This window comes from Rothia sp. HMSC065C12 (assembly GCF_001812085.1).
GTDB classification, from domain to species: Bacteria; Actinomycetota; Actinomycetes; order Actinomycetales; family Micrococcaceae; genus Rothia; species Rothia mucilaginosa.
The window spans coordinates 35,476-52,568 of the sequence record NZ_KV807676.1; the positions used below are offsets into that span (position 1 = coordinate 35,476).

Consider the following 17,093-nt stretch of genomic DNA (forward strand, 5'->3'; position numbering starts at 1 on the left):
GGTTGGTTGCATGGTGTTTCTTAGAGTTTTGATGACCCAGCATAAACCTATATGCTGCGCATCAATGGAAAGTTCCCTAAGCCCGGCGACTATGCCGTGTTTTCTAAAGAACTTACCCCCACTAGGCTACACGTTCTATCTCCGCGTTGCCATGATTATCGCGCCTCAGACCCAATATTTCTGCATTTTATGCACACAAAAGCCCCGCGAGCGCATACACACTCGCGGGGCTTTTCCCTACGTTCTATTCACGTTGTTCTATCCACGTTCTAGCGTCGGCCCACGAACCAGTCCGATAGCTTATCGATACGCGCCTGAATCTGCTCAGCAGAAGCCTGCGCGACCGCCGGGCCGCCACAAATCTTACGCAGCTCATTATGAATCACGCCGTGCGGCTGACCCGAACGAATCGACCACGCCGCCACATTCTTCGCCAGCTTATTGCGTAGCTCCTTCAACTGGCGGTGATCCACCACCGAAGGCGCCGCAGTCGCCGGGCGGCGCGCCGCATGCTCACGCTGATGCGCTCGCAACAGCGTACCGACCTGTTCGGCATCCAGCAGGCCCGGAATACCCAGGAAGTCCTGCTCCTCCTCACTACCCACGGCGAGGTTGCCGGAGGCGAACTCGGCGCCGTCGAACAGCACACCGTGAAAGGATGCCTCGGAACCGAGCGCCTCGAACTTGCCGCGTGCCAGCTGCTCGGAGGCGCGCTCCTCGCGGTTTGCTTCTTCAAGGAGGTGATCGTCCAGGCCCTCAACCATGGGGTCGATTTCCTGGGGTGCGCCGCGGTCGAGGGCGTGGTCGCGTTCTACTTCCATGTCGTTGGCGAGCATCATCAGCTGCGGCACGGACGGCAGGAACACGGAGGCTGTTTCGCCGCGCTTGCGGGCACGCACGAAACGGCCAATCGCCTGGGCGAAGAACAGCGGGGTGCTGGTGCTGGTGGCGTACACGCCCACGGCGAGGCGGGGCACGTCCACGCCTTCGGACACCATGCGCACGGCAACCATCCAGCGCTGCATGCCTTCACGGAATTCGTCGATTTTCGCGGAGGCTTCACGGTCGTCAGAGAGGATCACGGCGGGGTATTCGCCGGTGATTTTCTGAATCTGCTCTGCGTAGGCTTTGGCGTCCGCATGGTCGGTAGCGATGACGAGCGCACCGGCGTCGGGCACGGTGCGGCGCACCTCAGTCAGGCGCTTATCGGCCGCCGCGAGCACGGTCGGAATCCATTCTCCGTTAGGGTCGAGGGCGGTTCGCCACGCCTGGGAGGTGATGTCCTTGGTGAAGCCTTCGCCGAGGTTTGCCGCCATTTCCTCACCTGCGGAAGTGCGCCAACGCATCTGGCCCGAGTACGCCATGAAGATGACCGGGCGCACCACGTGGTCCTTCAGCGCGGGGCCGTAACCGTAGGAGTAGTCTGCCTTGGAGCGGCGGATACCGTCATTGTCGACCTCGTAGGTGACGAATGGAATCGGGGAGGTGTCCGAACGGAACGGGGTACCGGTCAGCGCCACGCGGCGAGTCGCGTCGTCGAACGCTTCACGCAGGCCGTCACCCCAGGAAAGGGAATCACCGGCGTGGTGAATCTCGTCAAAAATCACGAGGGTTTTCGTTTCCTCGGTGTTGCGGGCGTGCAGCTGCGGCTTATTCGCCACCTGCGCGTAGGTCAGCGCCACGCCCTTGTAGTGGCGGCTGATGGTCACATCCGCGTTCTTGAAGTTCGGGTCAATGGGAATACCGACCTTCGCGGCGGCGTCTGCCCACTGCTTTTTCAGGTGGTCAGTCGGCGCCACAACGATGAGCTGGCGGACCGTGCCGCGGTTGAATAGTTCCTTGGCGAGGGTGAGCGCGAAAGTGGTTTTACCCGCGCCGGGGGTTGCGACTGCCATGAAGTCGCGGGGGTTGGTTTCGAAGTACTTCTGCATGGCTTCTGCCTGCCAGGCGCGCAGGCTGACGGAGGTACCCCAGGGGGCGCGGTCGGGGTATGCCGGGGAGAGCTTCGGCTTCACCATACTGTCGAATAGTGTGGGTTCCTCTGCGGGTGCGCTCATTCTCTCCTTCTTCCTCGTCTGCATCTGCTGTTGCGGCGGGTTAGGCTCGGGACGGCTGATGCCCGCCGGGCACAGCGAGGTTAAATTCTAGCACCACATCCGCGGGTTGGGCCGGGCTGTGGTGCAAGAATTTAGTGCTCGTCAGCAAAGTCTCATGAGCGGTGTTGGGCCGTTGAGTCTTGCTGCTGCGGCGTGTTATTTATTCGTATTTATTCAGGCGTATTGTCTGAGATGTGTTGTCTGAGGCGTGTCGTCTGGCGTGTATTATTCGCCGGAGCCGTTGTCGCCGTCGTTGCCGGGTGCGAGGCCTTCGTAGATTTCCTTGCACTGGGGGCAGACGGGGAACTTCTGCGGGTCGCGGCCGGGTACCCACATTTTGCCGCAGAGGGCGCGCACGGGTTCACCGGTCAGCGCCGATTCGAGGATCTTTTCCTTGCGTACGTAGTGGGAGAAGCGCTCGTGGTCGCCGGGCTCAGAAAGCTGGGTTTCTTCGCGTTCGAGCAGGGCGGTGCCGCCTGCGGTTCCGGGGCCAAAGGGGTCTTCGATGCCTTCGATCGAGCTCATGTTTCTCCTTGATGATGAGGTGGGATACATAGGGTGAGGGGTGCCGCTGCACGGTTGGGTGATTGGCGCCTTCTCTATTTTAGTAGCAGTTGGGAGGTGCTGAGCCCCCGGGCGGTCAATATGGAGGCAGGCCACAGCTCAACCATAGACTCTTAGGTATTGCGGTGAGCTTCTTTCCGTTAGAAGTTCGGGGCTAGAATTTCGGGCGGCATAGAAGCATAGAAAAGGGGTTCCGCGCCAGGCGTAGTACCTAACACGGAACCCCTCTCGTTTATTCCTGATGTGCTGGAGCTTCGACTCTTGTTAGTTCGCCTGGAAACGTGCCACGCGTTCCAGCATCTTGGAGCTGACCTTGTCGTAGCGGTGACCGCCCCACGCCACGCCACCCACGAGCAGTGCGGCACCAATCAGGAGCTGAATCAAGCCACCGAAGACGAGGGTTAGTAGATCTTGGGTCACGAAAATGTACACAACAACCGAGATACCGCCGGGTAGCGCGCTGAGCATCACCAGAATTACGGTGAGCATGAGCAGCAACTGATTAGCGAAGCCCTCATTGTTCTTCGGGTTCTTGAACGGGTTAGCACCCGGAGGCGCCACGGGCGGGCTAATGAAGGTGTCCATCACGCTGCCCATACCAGCCGCTGCGGCGAGCACGCCCAGCTGGTGCATCAGCACGATGGGGAAAAGCTCCAGGTGTCCATTTGCCGCTGAGGCGACGAACACCATCACCACCACGATCGGAACCATCAGGATGCTGTAACCCCAAAGACGGCCGAGACGATCGTCAATACCGCGTAGCGGGGAGAGCACGTGCAGGCTGAATGCGGTGTTGTCGTAGGAGACGAGGTAGCACATGTAGTAGCCGGTGAAGACAGTACAGAAGTACATCCAGAATCCGAAGAGCTGCATCACGCCGCTATTGATGATCTGGTTAGCTTCAGCCGCGTTGACGCCGTTAAAACTGGCCCGACTTTCGAAGGAGCCTACAGAGCTCAGGAACAGGGGCATAGCCACCGTCAGTATCAGATAAAGCATGGCGGTGCTTGCGGTCAGCAGCTGCAGACGGTTGTCTTTCAGAAATGAGTGCAGGGTTCGTGCCGCCACGGCGCCACGCGGGGTTGCGGGGAACCGTGCCAACAGACCCAAATCACCTGCGGCGACTTCGGCAGCGCTGGCGTGGTGCGCGCTACTGCCCACATTCGCCATGGAGCGTGCCAGGTTCTTACCCCACAGCCACCATCCGCCAGCCAGGTAGACGAGGGTCAGAGCCAGGCAACCAAGGGCGGTACCCATATTGCCGGTCGCCATAAAGTAGGGCACCGCAAATGCCGACCCGAAGGGCGTCACGCTGAGCCACGGCAGGTAGGGCAGCACCTCTTCCCAGTGCTTGGTCAGGTAGGTTATCGTTCCACCGAAGATAAAGCCGGCGCTCATCATCAGTAGCATGGCAACGATCATCAGGGTGTTGGCGATGCGCGGGTTATCATTCAGCGCCATGCCCAGGCGGTTGGCGAGACGAGCCCACACCATGAGGTTCGCAAGGCCGAGCACGCAGCAGATGAGGTACACGACCAGCGCGAGCGGTTGCGATATAAACGCGATCGCACCCAGCAGCACGGCAATGATGCTGGCAATGCCGGGGATACCCACGAACCCGCCGAGGAACTGGCCCTTCTGCAGGGTGGAGGGCTTGATGGGGAAGAGCACGAATCGGCTCTCGTCCAGGGTGCCGTCCAGTCCGCTAAAGAAAATGGGGACAATAGCCCAGGCGAGCGCAATAACCGCGCCTACCAGGAGGGTTCCGAGCTGACCGTATTCGGGTACCTCCGAGTTAGCGATAAAGTATGCGGAGCCGAGGCCGAAGAGCATACCGCCCGCGTAGAGCGCCGCAAAAATCAGGCCGATCAGTGCCCAGATGCTGCGGCGGAAGGAAGCGAGCACATACTGCCACTTTAGTGAGACGAGGTGCCCAACCATGACAATCCTTCCGAGGAGGTGCGGCCGCCGACCAACTGCACGAATCGTTCTTCAAGGCTCATGCCGGCGCGTACTTCATCGACCGTTCCGGCGGCGAGAATACGGCCGGAGTCCATGACGGCTACGTGGTCGCACAGGCGCTGGACAAGGTCCATCACGTGCGAGGAGATAATGACAGTTCCGCCGGAGGCAACGAAGCCACGCAGAATGTCCTGAATATTAGCGGCGGAAACCGGGTCGACCGCCTCAAAGGGCTCGTCCAGGATCAGCACGGAGGGCGCGTGAACGAGAGCGGCGGCGAGCGCAATCTTCTTGGTCATACCGGCGGAGTAGTCGGCAACGGCACGGCCCGCAGCGTCGGTCAGGTCCATTGCGGCGAGCAGGTCCTTGACGCGGGAGGCAACGGTTTCCTTATCGATCCCGTGCAGGTAGCCGGAGTAGGTGATGAGCTGTTCACCGGTGAGCTTGTCGAAGAGGTGCACGCCGTCGGGCAGCACACCCAGGTGCGCTTTGGCTTTGAGCGGGTCGGCCCACATGTCGATGCCGCGCACGTAGGCGGTGCCTTCATTGGGCTTGAGCATGCCGGTGACCATGGAGATGGTGGTGGTTTTACCGGCGCCGTTGCGGCCGACCAGCCCGTAGAACGATCCGGAGGGAATGTCCAGGTTGATGCGGTCGACGGCGACCTTCTGACCGAACGCCTTGGTGAGGCCGCGGATTTCGATGGCGGGGCGGGCGCCAGCGGCCGGTGCGGCCTGCGGGGTGACGGGTAGCTGCGGTGCTACCGACGCGGGAACTACAGCTTCCGGAGCTGCAGGCTCAGGGTTTACAGCTTCCGGCGCTGCAAATTCGGGGACTATAGCTTGAGGTACTGCCGTGGCGGGTGCTGCCTCTACTGCCGTCTCTTGTACCGGGTTCTGCGGTGAACCTGGTTCTTGCGGGTTCGGGTCTTGGGGAAAGTGACTAGTGTTCATATTTTCACCCTATCACCCCCCCCATGAGGTCTAGCAGGTTTGGTGATGAAACCTGCATTATTAAGTACTCACAACGCATATTATGGACATTCCGGGGTGCTATACGTAGCGTCCTAGCGCGCTATCAGACAGGTTGAGTCGATAAGCTCTCCCCACCCTCAAAACCGCCAAAAACCGCAAAACAGAACGGGCTACAGCCTCCCCCGCAGCCCGGAGTGCAGGGGTAGACGATAGCCCGTCCGTATTCAACGTTTCAGCCGCCTAGATTAGCCAGAGCTAGCTAGACCGGCTCATGACGTTTCCCGGGTGACAGATATTTTTAGAACAGCGCCATGGTCAGTGCCGCCCGCGCCTTGACGGTGCGCGGGTCAGATGCACCCACCACATCGAAGAGCTGCACGAGGCGCTCGCGCACACACGCCTTATCATCGGGACCTACCGCGCTGAACAGGCGCAGCAGACGGTTGTACGCGTCCTCCACATGACCACCTACCAGGTCCAGGTCGGCTACGTTGAACGCGGCGTCAATGTTCATGGGATCTGCTGCGGCCGCCGCACGTTCGGTTGCCATGTCCAGGTCCTTCACGCGGGCGAGCAGTTCAACCTGTTCCAGGCCGAGCTTCGCTTCCTTATCGCCGGGGTTCTCGGTGATTGCCTTGCGGTATGCGGCGCGGGCGCCCTCCAGGTCGCCGCGATCAAGGGCGGCGACGGCTTCGGCATGCAGGGGCGGCAGGGGCTTTTCATCGTCGGGAACGACCGGGTCGAAGCCGCCGGGCAGCTGGTACTGTGCCGCGAGTTGCAGAACCTGGGAGAGCACATCGCCGAGGTCTTCTGCGCTGACCGGGCCGGTGTAAATCGGTGCCGGGCGGCCCGCCAGAACGGCAACTCCCGCGGGCACGCCGCTCACGCCGAATGCCTGGGCAGCTTCGGGGAGCTTGGTAACGTCCACGGCGGCGCAAATCATGCTACCTGCGGCGGAGTCAACGAGCTTCTGCACGCCTTCGAGCATCTGCAGGGAGGAGGGCGAGTGCGGCGCGTAGAGCGTAAAAATCACGGCACCCTGGCTGGAAAGCTGCACGAACTTCTGGAACTCTTCGGGGGTGTTGACCTCGTAACGCCAGGTGGGGGCGGAGGGGGTCTGCTCGCCACCCTGTTCGCCAGCAGACTGTGCCGCGTTGGGGTTCAGTTCCATGGCGTTGCGTACGGAGGCGGGAATCTCCTGCGCTGCACCACCCTGCGCGACGTTACCCTGTGCCGCGTTCTGGGATGTGCCGCGGTCTGCCGGATCAAAAATAATGCTCATCCTGGGCTCCTTTACGTTCTGTATCTATTGTTGCGTGCGGGCTAGATCCTTCACGCGTTCCTTCCTCTATTATCTCCACAACGCGCCGTTGCAAGCGCGCGTTCCTTGCCGCCTACGCTCTGAGCTCATGCCGGGGATAGTGTTTAGGTTAGCGCCCGAACCACTCTGCAGATGCCTCTCCCACATGCACTCCCCTGCCCTTGGGATTCACCGTTGACGCCGTAACAAAGTAAACCAGCCGGTAGAATGGCACAGTAGAGAAAAAATACCCGGAATGATCCGGAAAGGAAGAGCATGAGCGAGAAGAAAGCCTCAGCAGCTCACGAAGAGACAACATCGTCCGACGAGCCACGCAAGAAGGAATCCCTCACCGACCAGATAACGGAGACTTTCAGCGAGCTGACCGAAAGCATTAGCCAGGTGCGTTCTAACCGCCGCCGCGCTTCCATGCCTCCTACGGATACTATTCCGGTGGTCCCCGCCGCTTCTGAGGATGCGCCTCCCGCCCCGAAGGTGGTCGGCAACGGCAAGGCATCCATGATGCACAACCCGGTCGCGTTTGGTTTCCTCATGACCGTTGGCGTGGGTTTGGCGCTCTTCGCCTACTACATTTTCAATAATGTGGGTGCCTTGGTGGGTTGGGTGACCGGCGCTATTTTCATTGCTCTGGGTCTGGACCCGATTGTGCGCCGCCTGGAGTCGTGGGGCATTAAGCGCGGTATCGGCGTGATTGCTGTGCTTGCTGGTTTTGCTGGCGCCGTGACCGGTCTGGTCATGACGATTGGCCCGGTTATTAGCGAGCAGGCTTCTAAATTTATCCAGTATGCGCCGGGTATTTATCAGAACACGATTGATTCTGATTGGTACCACGAGCTTGATCAGCGCTTTAATATCAGCACCTGGGTGAATGAGAACATCCCGAAGTTCTTGGAGACAACGTTCTCCTCTTCGCAGGTCAATAGCTTCATGTCGAGCCTGGTTTCTGCGGGCTCTACCCTGGCGCAGAGCGTGACCGGCGTGATTATTGTGCTGTTCCTGTCCCTGTACTTCCTCACTTCAATGGACACCATCAAGGCGTGGGGTGTGCGCCTGGCGCCGGCGTCTAAGCGTGTGCGTGTCAAGTATATTACCGACAAGATTACCGAGTCGGTGGGTAACTACGTGATGGGTCAGGCTCTGGTTGCTGTTCTGAACGCTTTTGTGGCGTTCTTTATTATGCTGTTTGTGGGCTTCAGCTTCCCGCAGTTGATGGCTTTGGTCGTCATGATTCTGGCGTTCATTCCGCTGGTTGGTGGCGTGATTGCGCTGATTTTGACCTCGCTGATTCTGCTGACCCAGGGCTGGAGCCTGGCGTTGTGGTTTGCGGTGGCGTACTTCCTGTACTTGCAGGTGGAGGCGTACCTGATTTCTCCGCGTATTATGGCTCGCGCTGTGTCGGTCCCTGCCGGTGTTGCGATTATTTCGGTGGCTGCCGGTGGCGCGCTTTGGGGCGTGCTGGGCGCACTGATTGCTATTCCGGCGGCGGCTTCCATGCTGATTCTGGTGCGTGAGGTGTTCATTCCTCGCCAGGATCAGCTGTAGTCACCGCCCAACTGTAGTCACCTCCAGCTGTAAACAGCTCTAGGTTTCTCTACGCGCTCGCTACTCTTCCCGCGGGGCACGCATCGCGTATAGATACGAAGGCGGCGGCTTTGGATGTTCTATCCAAAGCCGCCGCCTTGATATTTTTATGTAGCGTTTTTATGCCGTGTTTTTATGCCAAACCTTAAAGCTCAGTGATTTCTTCTGCCACCGGGCCGTCGTATTCGGTGGGCAGTTCGGTGGGAACACCGGTCACGATGCTGACCACGGTGTTGAGGACCTGCTGCACGGACTTCTCGCCCACCCACAGGTGCTTGCAACCCTCAAAGGGAATCACCTGAGTACGCGGTACAGCCGCAAAACGCTCGCGCGCCGCAGGAGGCTGCAGGTAGTCGTCGTGCTCGGGCACCAGCGCGTACAGCGGGTTCGAGATCTTGTTCCACTCGTCCAACTCAGCCGGGTGCACGCGGTGTAGCGGCGGAGAGAGCAGAATAGCGCCGGTGAACTCGTTTGCGTATTCGGGCGCGTACTTGAGCACCAGCTCGGTGCCGAAGGACCAGCCGACCAGCCAGGGGTTCGGCAGGGCGCGCTCGCGTACGAACTTCAGGATTGCGTCGAAGTCCTTCTTCTCGGCAAAGCCGCCGTCAAAGACGCCTTCGCTGGTGCCGCGAATCGAGGAGGTGCCGCGAGTGTTGAAACGCAGCACTGCAATGTTCGACAGCGCCGGCAGGCGGAAGGACGCCTTCTTGTACACGTGCGAGTCCATGTAGCCGCCGTGGGTGGGCAGCGGGTGGAAGGTCACCAGGGTTGCCTTGACTTCGCCTTCGGGCAGGGCGAGTTCACCGACGAGGCGCTTGCCGTCCGCGGTGGTGACGGTGAAGTTCTCGCGGCGTGCCGGAAGCACAGTACGTGCCTTAATGGGGGTGGGCTCAGCGGCGGTGCTGAAGACGTAGCGGGCGGGATCGAATTCCTGCTCGCGGGTGATATCGGCGGTGTTGCTCATTGCGTTCCTTCAAGAAATGGATTCGAGAATATGGTCTTGGGCTGCACCTCAAGTGCACTGTTCAGCCTATTTGCGGCGAGTGCGCCAGCAATGCTGATGCCAGTGCCTGCGCTCGTCAATGGCGCGGCTACGGCCCATTGTGTGGCTTTCTTGCCACACCACCAGGTGCGCTGTTCTGGGCGGAATCGGGCGGTAGCATTCGGGGCAGGTGTAGGTTTTTTGGGCGTTGACGGCGGGAATGTATTGCACCAGCCAGTCACCGTATCGGTCACGTTCCAGTCGGGGCGCAGGATCGAGGATCCTGCTGATATCACGCCCTGCGGGTGCTTGACGGTGCCACTTATCGCTGGTGGTGCCGGATACTCGCCTGCCGGGATGATTCTTACGTGCCATGAGCCCTATTCTACCGCGCCGCTCAGCTATCTCTATCTACCAGCCCTGCCGCTGTTCGCTCTACGCCCTTCCTCATATTGGCCTGGTACTCATGCTGAGGCGGTACTCCCCCGCTCTGTACCGCCCCTCCCTACTGTGCCGTACTTCCCTACTGTCCCCTGTACCGCGACCTGTACCAAGCTCAGGTTCCCTAACTCATACCCTCACCTGCTAGAGCCAAACACTCGTACCTGCTAGAGTGGACGGATGCGTATTGTCATTGCTGAATGCTCCGTAGATTATGAGGGCCGCCTCCGCGCCCACCTGCCCCGCGCTACCCGCCTGCTGATGGTCAAGAATGACGGCTCCGTCCTCATTCACTCCGACGGCGGTTCCTACAAGCCTCTGAACTGGATGAGCCCTCCCTGCTCCCTGCTGGTGGCTGAGCGTGAGGACGTTCCGCAGAGCATCCGTGAGGACCTGGAGTCCGATGTTCAGCAGCTGTGGACCGTTCAGGCAGCTAAGAGCGATGACCGCCTCATGATTCGCATCTACAAGATTGAGCACGAACACGCCACCGACCTGGGTGTTGATCCTGGCCTCATCAAGGACGGTGTGGAGGCTGACCTGCAGCGTCTGCTCGCCGAGCAGATCCACACTCTCGGTGAGGGCTATTCGCTGGTACGCCGCGAGTACCCGACCGCTATCGGTCCGGTAGACATCATGGCGAAGGATGCGCACGGCGTCTCCGTGGCGGTCGAGCTCAAGCGTGTGGGCGATATTGACGGTGTGGAGCAGCTGACCCGTTACCTGGAGCTGCTCAACCGTGACCCGCTGCTAGCTCCGGTGCGCGGCGTGTTTGCGGCGCAGACGATTAAGCCGCAGGCTCGTACCCTGGCTGAGGACCGCGGCATCCGCTGCGTGAGCCTGGATTACGACGCGATGCGCGGCGTGGACGACTCCGCTGACCGTCTGTTCTAGCTGACCGTCTGTTCTAAACGGCTCTAGCTAGGCGGCTGCACATAGCTTGAGGGGCGCCTCCCGATACATGGGAGGCGCCCCTTTTCTGTGCGCATTATCTTTCTATGCACGCTGTCGTTCTGCACGCGCGCTCTTTCTGGGCCCATGCTCTACCCCCGGATACACCAATCGCCGGTGCCCCTCCCCTTTCAGGGTGGAACACCGGCGAGGTGTACACAGCGGTCAATTCCCTCTGTAGAGAACCGACTTTAAATCTGTGCGTGCTTTGCAGCGATGGTCACGTGATCGTTCGAGACGGTCAAGAAACCTGCGTTGAGGATGGTCTTAATGGGCTCACCATCAACAGGTTCAATGAGCAGCTCGCCGTCCTGTGCCAGCAGCGTGCAGGTGGGGATCATGCCCGGCAGGATGCCGAGGTCACCGCTGACGGAGCGTGCACGAACGTACTTCGCTTCGCCAGTCCACACGACGCGTTCGCGGGAAACAACTTCAACTTTCAGAGCCATGATTACTTAGCTCCAGTCTGTGCCTTGATTTCCTCGTAGCGGCGCATAACGTCGTCCATACCACCAATGTTGTAGAACGCCTGCTCGGGGATGTGGTCGACATCGCCGTTGCAGATCATCTGGAAGGACTCGATGGTGTCCTTCAGCGGAACGGTCGAACCCTCGACACCGGTGAACTGCTTTGCAGTGTAGGTGTTCTGGGAGAGGAACTGCTCGATACGACGTGCACGTGCCACGACAATCTTCTGCTCCTCGGAGAGCTCGTCCACACCCAGAATCGCGATGATGTCCTGCAGTTCCTTGTTTTCCTGCAGAATAGCCTTCACGCGAATTGCGGTGTCGTAGTGCTCCTGACCGATGTACTGTGCGTCCAGAATTCGGGAGGTGGAGGACAGCGGGTCAATTGCCGGGTACAGACCGCGCGATGCGATTTCACGAGAGAGCTCGGTGGTCGCATCCAGGTGCGCGAAGGTGGTTGCCGGCGCCGGGTCGGTGTAGTCATCCGCAGGCACGTAAATTGCCTGCATGGAGGTGATGGAGTGACCGCGGGTGGAGGTAATACGCTCCTGCAGCAGACCCATTTCGTCCGCCAGGTTCGGCTGGTAACCCACTGCGGAGGGCATGCGGCCCAGCAGGGTGGAAACCTCAGAACCTGCCTGAGTGAAACGGAAGATGTTGTCGATGAACAGCAGCACGTCCTGGTTCTGAACATCGCGGAAGTACTCCGCCATGGTCAGACCGGTCAGTGCCACGCGCAGACGGGTTCCCGGGGGCTCATCCATCTGGCCGAATACAAGAGCGGTGTCCTTCAGAACGCCTGCTTCTTCCATTTCGACCCACAGGTCGTTACCCTCACGGGTACGCTCGCCAACACCGGTGAACACGGAGGTACCACCGAAGTTACGAGCCACACGGGTAATCATTTCCTGGATCAGCACGGTCTTACCCACGCCTGCACCACCGAACAGACCGATCTTACCGCCCTTGATGTAGGGGGTCAGAAGGTCGATGGACTTAATACCGGTCTCCAGCATTTCGGTGGAGCCTTCCAGCTCTGCGAAGCCGGGAGCGGCACGGTGAATCGGCCAGTAGGTGTCAGCCTTGATCTCGGAGTTCGGCACGTCGAGTGCGTCACCGAGAACGTTGAAAATGTGGCCCTTCACGCCGTCACCAACGGGGACGGAGATCGGTGCGCCGGTGTCGACTACAGCCTGACCGCGGACCAGGCCGTCAGTCTGCTGCAGGGAGATAGCGCGAACGATTGAGTCGCCCAGGTGCTGTGCGGTCTCGAAGGTGATGGTGCGGGTGCGGCCGTCGAGGGTCAGCTCGGTGGTCAGAGCGTTGTAAATCTCGGGGACCTGACCGGCGGGGAACTCGACGTCGACCACGGGGCCGATGACGCGGGCAATACGACCCGTTGCGCCCTGAGTCGGTGCGGAGACCGATTCGTTGTAGGTGGCAGTCATATTTCTCACTTACTTAGAAAGTTTGGACAGTTGATGGCTTCGTTGGCGTACAAGTACTAGGAGCCGAGGGCGTCTGCGCCGCCCACGATTTCGGAGAGCTCCTGAGTAATTTCCGCCTGACGTGCGTTGTTCATCAAACGGGTGTACTTGGTAATCAGCGTCTCAGCGTTGTCACCTGCGGTCTTCATTGCGCGCTGGCGGGATGCCAGCTCACTTGCTGCTGCCTGCAGGAGGCAGGAGAAGATACGCGATGCAATGTAGCGCGGCAACAGCGCGTTGAGCACTTCCTCAGCGGAGGGCTCGAACTCGAAGGATGCCGCCTGCTCGTACTCAGCCTTGGTCAGTTCCTGGTCGGGAACGATTTCCTCGCCCATAGCCTTTGCGTCACCCACGTGGATGGGCAGCAGGCGCAGGATCTTGGGTTCCTGAACAACCATCGACTTGAACTCGGTGTATACGATGTGCAGTTCGTCCACGCCGCCCTCTTCGAAGGGCAGGTCGTAGGCTTCGAGCAGCGCGTCACGAATCTCGACGGCGGTTTCGACGCGAGGTGCATCGGTGTGGCCCTCCCACGCACGGGCGTAGGGGCGCTCACGGAACTCGAAGTAAGCCTTTGCCTTACGACCAACCAGGTACAGCTGTACCTCCTGGCCGTTAGAGCGCAGCCTCTCAATCAGAGATTCGGTACGACGCAGGATAGCGGAGGAGTACGAACCTGCCAGACCGCGGTCACTGGTAACAACCAGGATTGCGGAGCGGCGGTGTTCGTAGGCTTCGGACTCGTTCGGCTTGTGAATCAGCGGGTGCTTAATACCGTGCTGAGTCGCAACCGCAGTCACCACGCGGGTCAGAGCGTTCGCGTAAGGTCCGGCTGCCTGAGCAGCGTTACGAGCCTTGTTAATGCGGGAGGTCGCGATCATCTCCATCGCCTTGAAGATCTTCTTCATAGACGACGTCGAAGCAATCTTCTGTCGGTAAACCCTAATCTGGGCTCCCATAGAGCTTCCTTTCTCCTTGCTTTCTGCCCCGCCCCAGCCTCATAGCTGAGGCGGGGAGAAGGCGAGGACTAATCGCTAACCGATGGTTTCCTGAGTGATGTCGCTATCGCGAGCTGCCTTGTGCTCCTCGTGACCTGCGTCGACGAGGTGGCTGCTGCCCTCAGACTTGAAACCCTGCTTGAAGTCAGCAACTGCGGACTTCAGAGCTGCAACGGTGTCATCCTCAAGCTTGCCGGAGGAAGCGATATCGGTCAGTACCGAGGTCTTGTGACGCAGGTACTCGATGAATCCTGCCTCGAAGCGCAGCACGTCGGAAATCTCGATGTCGTCGAGGTGACCGGAGGTACCAGCCCAAATGGAGACAACCTGCTCTTCAACTGCGTACGGGGTGTACTGCGGCTGGCGCAGCAGCTCGGTCAGGCGAGAACCGCGGGTCAGCTGTGCCTTGGTAGCGTCGTCCAGGTCGGATGCGAACATTGCGAACGCTTCCATTGCACGGTACTGTGCCAGCTCCAGCTTCAGGGTACCGGAGACCTTCTTCATAGCCTTGGTCTGTGCAGCACCACCAACACGAGAGACGGAGATACCGACGTCGACTGCCGGACGCTGGTTAGCGTTGAACAGGTCGGACTGCAGGAAGATCTGGCCGTCAGTAATGGAGATGACGTTGGTCGGAATGAAGGCGGAAACGTCGTTTGCCTTGGTCTCAATGATCGGGAAGCCGGTCATCGAACCTGCGCCGAGGTCGTCAGAGAGCTTAGCGCAACGCTCCAGCAGGCGGGAGTGCAGGTAGAAGACGTCACCGGGGTATGCTTCACGTCCCGGCGGGCGGCGCAGCAGCAGGGACACAGCGCGGTATGCTTCTGCCTGCTTCGACAGGTCGTCGAAAATGATGAGGACGTGCTTGCCACCGTACATCCAGTGCTGGCCGATAGCCGAACCGGTGTAGGGTGCCAGGTACTTGAAGCCTGCTGCGTCGGATGCGGGAGATGCCACGATGGTGGTGTACTCCAGCGCGCCGCGAGTCTCAAGGGTGTGGCGGACAGCTGCAATGGTGGATGCCTTCTGGCCAACAGCCACGTAGATGCATCGAACCTGCTTCTCGGGGTCACCGGAAGCCCAGTTGTCCTTCTGGTTCAGAATGGTGTCAATCGCGATAGCGGTCTTACCGGTCTGGCGGTCACCAATGATCAGCTGACGCTGACCGCGGCCGATCGGAATCATCGAGTCGATTGCCTTCAGACCGGTCTGCAGCGGCTCGTGAACCGACTTACGCTGGGTCACGCCGGGAGCCTGCAGCTCCAGTGCGCGGCGACCTTCGGACTCAATGGGGCCCAGGTCATCGATCGGGTTACCGAGGGGGTCAACAACGCGACCGAGGTACGCGTCGCCAACGGGCACCGAGAGGACCTCACCGGTGCGGTGTACGACCTGGCCCTCTTCAATACCGGTGAAGTCACCCAGGACAATCACACCAATATTGCGGGTATCCAGGTTCTGTGCGAGGCCGAGGGTGCCGTCTTCGAAACGAAGCAGCTCATTCGCCATAACCGAGGGAAGGCCCTCGACACGAGCGATACCGTCGGAGGCCGATACAACTCGACCCACCTCAACACGTTCTGCATTGCCGGGTTCGTAAGACGCTGCAAACTCGTTCAGCGCATTACGGACATCTTCGGCATTGATGGTCAGTTCGGCCATCTTGTGTCCCTGCTCTCTCATTGTGGTTGCGTTCCGTCAACGGAACCAACCGAAACTTGCAATTCGGGTTGAACGGGCGGGCAATGCCGCCACTTCTGCGAAGGAGGCATCAGCCACGCACCCGCTACCCGAGGTATCTTCTAAATCACCGTTGCGACGAACGGTTCAGCGTCGCTAGCTTGAGCCGCTAGCCGATGGAACGAGTCAGGTCGGACATGCGGGTCTCGACGGTACCGTCGATCACCTCGTCGCCCACCTGAACACGCAGACCGCCCAGAACGGCGGGGTCCACCGAAACGTCGAGCTTCAGCTCACGGCCGTACACGGCGTTGAGCGCGCGACCGAGACGTTCAAGCTGTGCCTGCGACAGCGCAATCGCGCTAGTTACTCGCGCAATGTAACGGTTCTGTCGCGTGACGATGATTTCTGCGAACTCATCGGCTACCCGTGCAGCGTGACGGCCGCGGGGGTTGGAGCCAACTCGTTCGAGCAGAAGCACACCTTCGGCGGTGGTGGCGGGGCCACCGAGCGCCACGGCGAGCTTCTTCTTTGCTTCTTTGCTTGCCTGATGGTCGGACAGCGCTTCCTGCGCCTGAGCGTTGGAATCAACGGTACGCACAAAGGTGAGTAGTTCGTTGAGCACCTCGTCCAGGGCATCCACGCCACCGCGAGACTGAGCCGATGCGGTCACGGCGAGCACTGCTGCACGCTCCAGGGCGTTCGCTAGATCTGCATCATCAGACCAGCGCTGAGTCACCGCATTGGTGAGCACAGCCATAGCCTGCGAAGAGATCTTACCGTCGAAGACGGTGTTAGCGATACCCTGACGTGCTGCTGCATCACGCGAAGAATCGGTGACAGCACGGCGCAGGGTGCCGTTGTGGTCGAGAACATCAACCACAGCGAAAAGCTCGCTCGCCAGGTTCAGAGGCTGCAGGGAAGCGTGAGCTTCCAGCACCTCTTCCACCTTGCTCAGTGATTCAGTAGATACTCCTGCCATTACCGAGCCGCACCTGCGTTCTGCTTCTCGGTTTCAAGGTCAGCAAGAAAACGATCTACCACACGGGCCGATCGCTCATCATCGTTGAGGGCTTCGCCCACAATCTTGCCGGCAAGGGTCGTAGCAAGAGTGCCAACCTCGGAACGGAGGGACACTGCTGCTGCCGCACGCTCTGCCTCGATAGCCTTTGCTGCATTATCGCTAATGCGCTGAGCCTCAGCGGTTGCACGCTCGCGAGCGTCGGCAATGATTGCCTCGCCCTCTGCGCGTGCCTCTTCACGAATCTTCTGAGCCTCCAGTCGAGCGCTTTCGAGCTGCTGGGTGTACTCATCGCGAGCCGCTGCAGCCTCTGCCTGTGCCTTCTCGGCCTTGGCAAGGCCACCTTCGATTGCTTCCTTACGGTCCTGGTAGATCTTCTCGAACGCCGGGACAACGTACTTAGCAACGATGTAGTAGAGGATCAGGAATCCGATGAGGGTAATGACAATTTCCCCGACGTCGGGAATCAGGGGGTTCGAAGTTGCCTCCGCTCCCCCTTCGCTTGCCAGATAAATCATGGAGGGAATCCTGTTCTATGGGATGGGTCGTTTAGGATGTGGCAGAGCCG

Annotated in this window: 15 protein-coding genes; 2 read left to right on the forward strand and 13 right to left on the reverse strand. The window is 59.9% G+C overall.

Annotation, left to right across the window (positions count from 1 at the left end; translation table 11 throughout):
* Positions 1 to 269: 269 nt before the first annotated feature.
* The 5 genes from HMPREF2836_RS03755 to HMPREF2836_RS03775 all read right to left on the reverse strand — a co-directional run bounded on the left by HMPREF2836_RS03755 (position 270) and on the right by HMPREF2836_RS03775 (position 6,878).
* Positions 270 to 2,057, reverse strand: a complete 1,788-nt coding sequence (locus HMPREF2836_RS03755; protein WP_005507820.1) for a DEAD/DEAH box helicase — start codon at positions 2,055 to 2,057, stop codon at positions 270 to 272.
* A 264-nt stretch (positions 2,058 to 2,321) separates the two neighbouring features.
* The gene (locus tag HMPREF2836_RS03760; protein WP_005506434.1) at positions 2,322 to 2,621 is read right to left on the reverse strand and encodes a DUF3039 domain-containing protein; all 300 of its coding nucleotides are present in this window, start codon (positions 2,619 to 2,621) and stop codon (positions 2,322 to 2,324) included.
* 303 nt (positions 2,622 to 2,924) lie between these two features.
* Positions 2,925 to 4,601, reverse strand: a complete 1,677-nt coding sequence (locus tag HMPREF2836_RS03765) for a transporter (protein ID WP_070629487.1) — start codon at positions 4,599 to 4,601, stop codon at positions 2,925 to 2,927.
* Positions 4,577 to 5,575, reverse strand: a complete 999-nt coding sequence (locus tag HMPREF2836_RS03770) for an ABC transporter ATP-binding protein (protein ID WP_070629488.1) — start codon at positions 5,573 to 5,575, stop codon at positions 4,577 to 4,579. Before HMPREF2836_RS03770 ends, HMPREF2836_RS03765 begins: the two co-directional genes overlap by 25 nt.
* 319 nt (positions 5,576 to 5,894) lie before the next feature.
* On the reverse strand, positions 5,895 to 6,878 hold the full coding sequence (locus tag HMPREF2836_RS03775; RefSeq protein ID WP_070629489.1) for a tetratricopeptide repeat protein: 984 nt from the start codon (positions 6,876 to 6,878) through the stop codon (positions 5,895 to 5,897).
* Positions 6,879 to 7,172: 294 nt separating this feature from the next.
* Between HMPREF2836_RS03775 and HMPREF2836_RS03780 the strand changes: the two genes are divergently transcribed.
* Complete coding sequence (locus HMPREF2836_RS03780; protein ID WP_070629490.1) at positions 7,173 to 8,459, forward strand: AI-2E family transporter; 1,287 nt, start codon at positions 7,173 to 7,175, stop codon at positions 8,457 to 8,459.
* Between the two features lie 184 nt (positions 8,460 to 8,643).
* Here HMPREF2836_RS03780 and HMPREF2836_RS03785 read toward each other — a convergent pair whose 3' ends face one another.
* Together HMPREF2836_RS03785 and HMPREF2836_RS09105 are read right to left on the reverse strand one after the other, a co-directional pair.
* Positions 8,644 to 9,462 carry an alpha/beta hydrolase gene (locus tag HMPREF2836_RS03785; RefSeq protein WP_070629491.1) on the reverse strand — a complete coding sequence of 273 codons (819 nt, stop codon included), beginning with the start codon at positions 9,460 to 9,462 and terminating at the stop codon, positions 8,644 to 8,646.
* 66 nt (positions 9,463 to 9,528) lie between these two features.
* Positions 9,529 to 9,855, reverse strand: a complete 327-nt coding sequence (locus HMPREF2836_RS09105; RefSeq protein WP_083309155.1) for an ATP/GTP-binding protein — start codon at positions 9,853 to 9,855, stop codon at positions 9,529 to 9,531.
* A gap of 246 nt (positions 9,856 to 10,101) precedes the next feature.
* On the opposite strand from HMPREF2836_RS09105, the gene nucS reads away from it, so the two are divergent.
* Complete coding sequence (nucS, locus tag HMPREF2836_RS03790) at positions 10,102 to 10,815, forward strand: endonuclease NucS (protein WP_005506450.1); 714 nt, start codon at positions 10,102 to 10,104, stop codon at positions 10,813 to 10,815.
* A 248-nt stretch (positions 10,816 to 11,063) separates the two neighbouring features.
* On the opposite strand, the gene HMPREF2836_RS03795 is transcribed toward nucS, so the two are convergent.
* The 6 genes from HMPREF2836_RS03795 to HMPREF2836_RS03820 all read right to left on the reverse strand — a co-directional run bounded on the left by HMPREF2836_RS03795 (position 11,064) and on the right by HMPREF2836_RS03820 (position 17,043).
* Positions 11,064 to 11,321, reverse strand: a complete 258-nt coding sequence (locus tag HMPREF2836_RS03795) for a hypothetical protein (protein ID WP_070629492.1) — start codon at positions 11,319 to 11,321, stop codon at positions 11,064 to 11,066.
* 2 nt (positions 11,322 to 11,323) lie between these two features.
* Complete coding sequence (atpD, locus tag HMPREF2836_RS03800) at positions 11,324 to 12,787, reverse strand: F0F1 ATP synthase subunit beta (protein WP_005507810.1); 1,464 nt, start codon at positions 12,785 to 12,787, stop codon at positions 11,324 to 11,326.
* 56 nt (positions 12,788 to 12,843) lie between these two features.
* Positions 12,844 to 13,785 (reverse strand): F0F1 ATP synthase subunit gamma, encoded by a 942-nt coding sequence (locus HMPREF2836_RS03805; protein ID WP_070506648.1) that lies wholly within the window; start codon positions 13,783 to 13,785, stop codon positions 12,844 to 12,846.
* Between the two features lie 75 nt (positions 13,786 to 13,860).
* Positions 13,861 to 15,486 carry a F0F1 ATP synthase subunit alpha gene (gene atpA / locus HMPREF2836_RS03810; protein WP_070629493.1) on the reverse strand — a complete coding sequence of 542 codons (1,626 nt, stop codon included), beginning with the start codon at positions 15,484 to 15,486 and terminating at the stop codon, positions 13,861 to 13,863.
* 187 nt (positions 15,487 to 15,673) lie between these two features.
* Complete coding sequence (locus HMPREF2836_RS03815) at positions 15,674 to 16,486, reverse strand: F0F1 ATP synthase subunit delta (RefSeq protein WP_005507806.1); 813 nt, start codon at positions 16,484 to 16,486, stop codon at positions 15,674 to 15,676.
* Entirely contained in the window at positions 16,486 to 17,043 is a 558-nt protein-coding gene (locus tag HMPREF2836_RS03820; RefSeq protein ID WP_049326923.1) for a F0F1 ATP synthase subunit B, read from the reverse strand. The genes HMPREF2836_RS03815 and HMPREF2836_RS03820 overlap by 1 nt, the downstream gene beginning before the upstream one ends.
* Between the last annotated feature and the right edge of the window lie 50 nt (positions 17,044 to 17,093).

What these genes read in the sequence shown, in the direction of transcription:
- HMPREF2836_RS03770 (WP_070629488.1), bottom strand. Translation starts at nt 5,575, where the DNA reads ATGAACACTAGTCACTTTCCCCAAGACCCGAACCCGCAAGAACCAGGT.
- HMPREF2836_RS03755 (WP_005507820.1), bottom strand. Translation starts at nt 2,057, where the DNA reads ATGAGCGCACCCGCAGAGGAACCCACACTATTCGACAGTATGGTGAAG.
- atpD (WP_005507810.1), bottom strand. Translation starts at nt 12,787, where the DNA reads ATGACTGCCACCTACAACGAATCGGTCTCCGCACCGACTCAGGGCGCA.
- HMPREF2836_RS09105 (WP_083309155.1), bottom strand. Translation starts at nt 9,855, where the DNA reads ATGGCACGTAAGAATCATCCCGGCAGGCGAGTATCCGGCACCACCAGC.
- atpA (WP_070629493.1), bottom strand. Translation starts at nt 15,486, where the DNA reads ATGGCCGAACTGACCATCAATGCCGAAGATGTCCGTAATGCGCTGAAC.
- HMPREF2836_RS03815 (WP_005507806.1), bottom strand. Translation starts at nt 16,486, where the DNA reads ATGGCAGGAGTATCTACTGAATCACTGAGCAAGGTGGAAGAGGTGCTG.
- HMPREF2836_RS03820 (WP_049326923.1), bottom strand. Translation starts at nt 17,043, where the DNA reads ATGATTTATCTGGCAAGCGAAGGGGGAGCGGAGGCAACTTCGAACCCC.
- HMPREF2836_RS03785 (WP_070629491.1), bottom strand. Translation starts at nt 9,462, where the DNA reads ATGAGCAACACCGCCGATATCACCCGCGAGCAGGAATTCGATCCCGCC.
- HMPREF2836_RS03780 (WP_070629490.1), top strand. Translation starts at nt 7,173, where the DNA reads ATGAGCGAGAAGAAAGCCTCAGCAGCTCACGAAGAGACAACATCGTCC.
- HMPREF2836_RS03805 (WP_070506648.1), bottom strand. Translation starts at nt 13,785, where the DNA reads ATGGGAGCCCAGATTAGGGTTTACCGACAGAAGATTGCTTCGACGTCG.
- HMPREF2836_RS03765 (WP_070629487.1), bottom strand. Translation starts at nt 4,601, where the DNA reads ATGGTTGGGCACCTCGTCTCACTAAAGTGGCAGTATGTGCTCGCTTCC.
- nucS (WP_005506450.1), top strand. Translation starts at nt 10,102, where the DNA reads ATGCGTATTGTCATTGCTGAATGCTCCGTAGATTATGAGGGCCGCCTC.
- HMPREF2836_RS03760 (WP_005506434.1), bottom strand. Translation starts at nt 2,621, where the DNA reads ATGAGCTCGATCGAAGGCATCGAAGACCCCTTTGGCCCCGGAACCGCA.
- HMPREF2836_RS03775 (WP_070629489.1), bottom strand. Translation starts at nt 6,878, where the DNA reads ATGAGCATTATTTTTGATCCGGCAGACCGCGGCACATCCCAGAACGCG.
- HMPREF2836_RS03795 (WP_070629492.1), bottom strand. Translation starts at nt 11,321, where the DNA reads ATGGCTCTGAAAGTTGAAGTTGTTTCCCGCGAACGCGTCGTGTGGACT.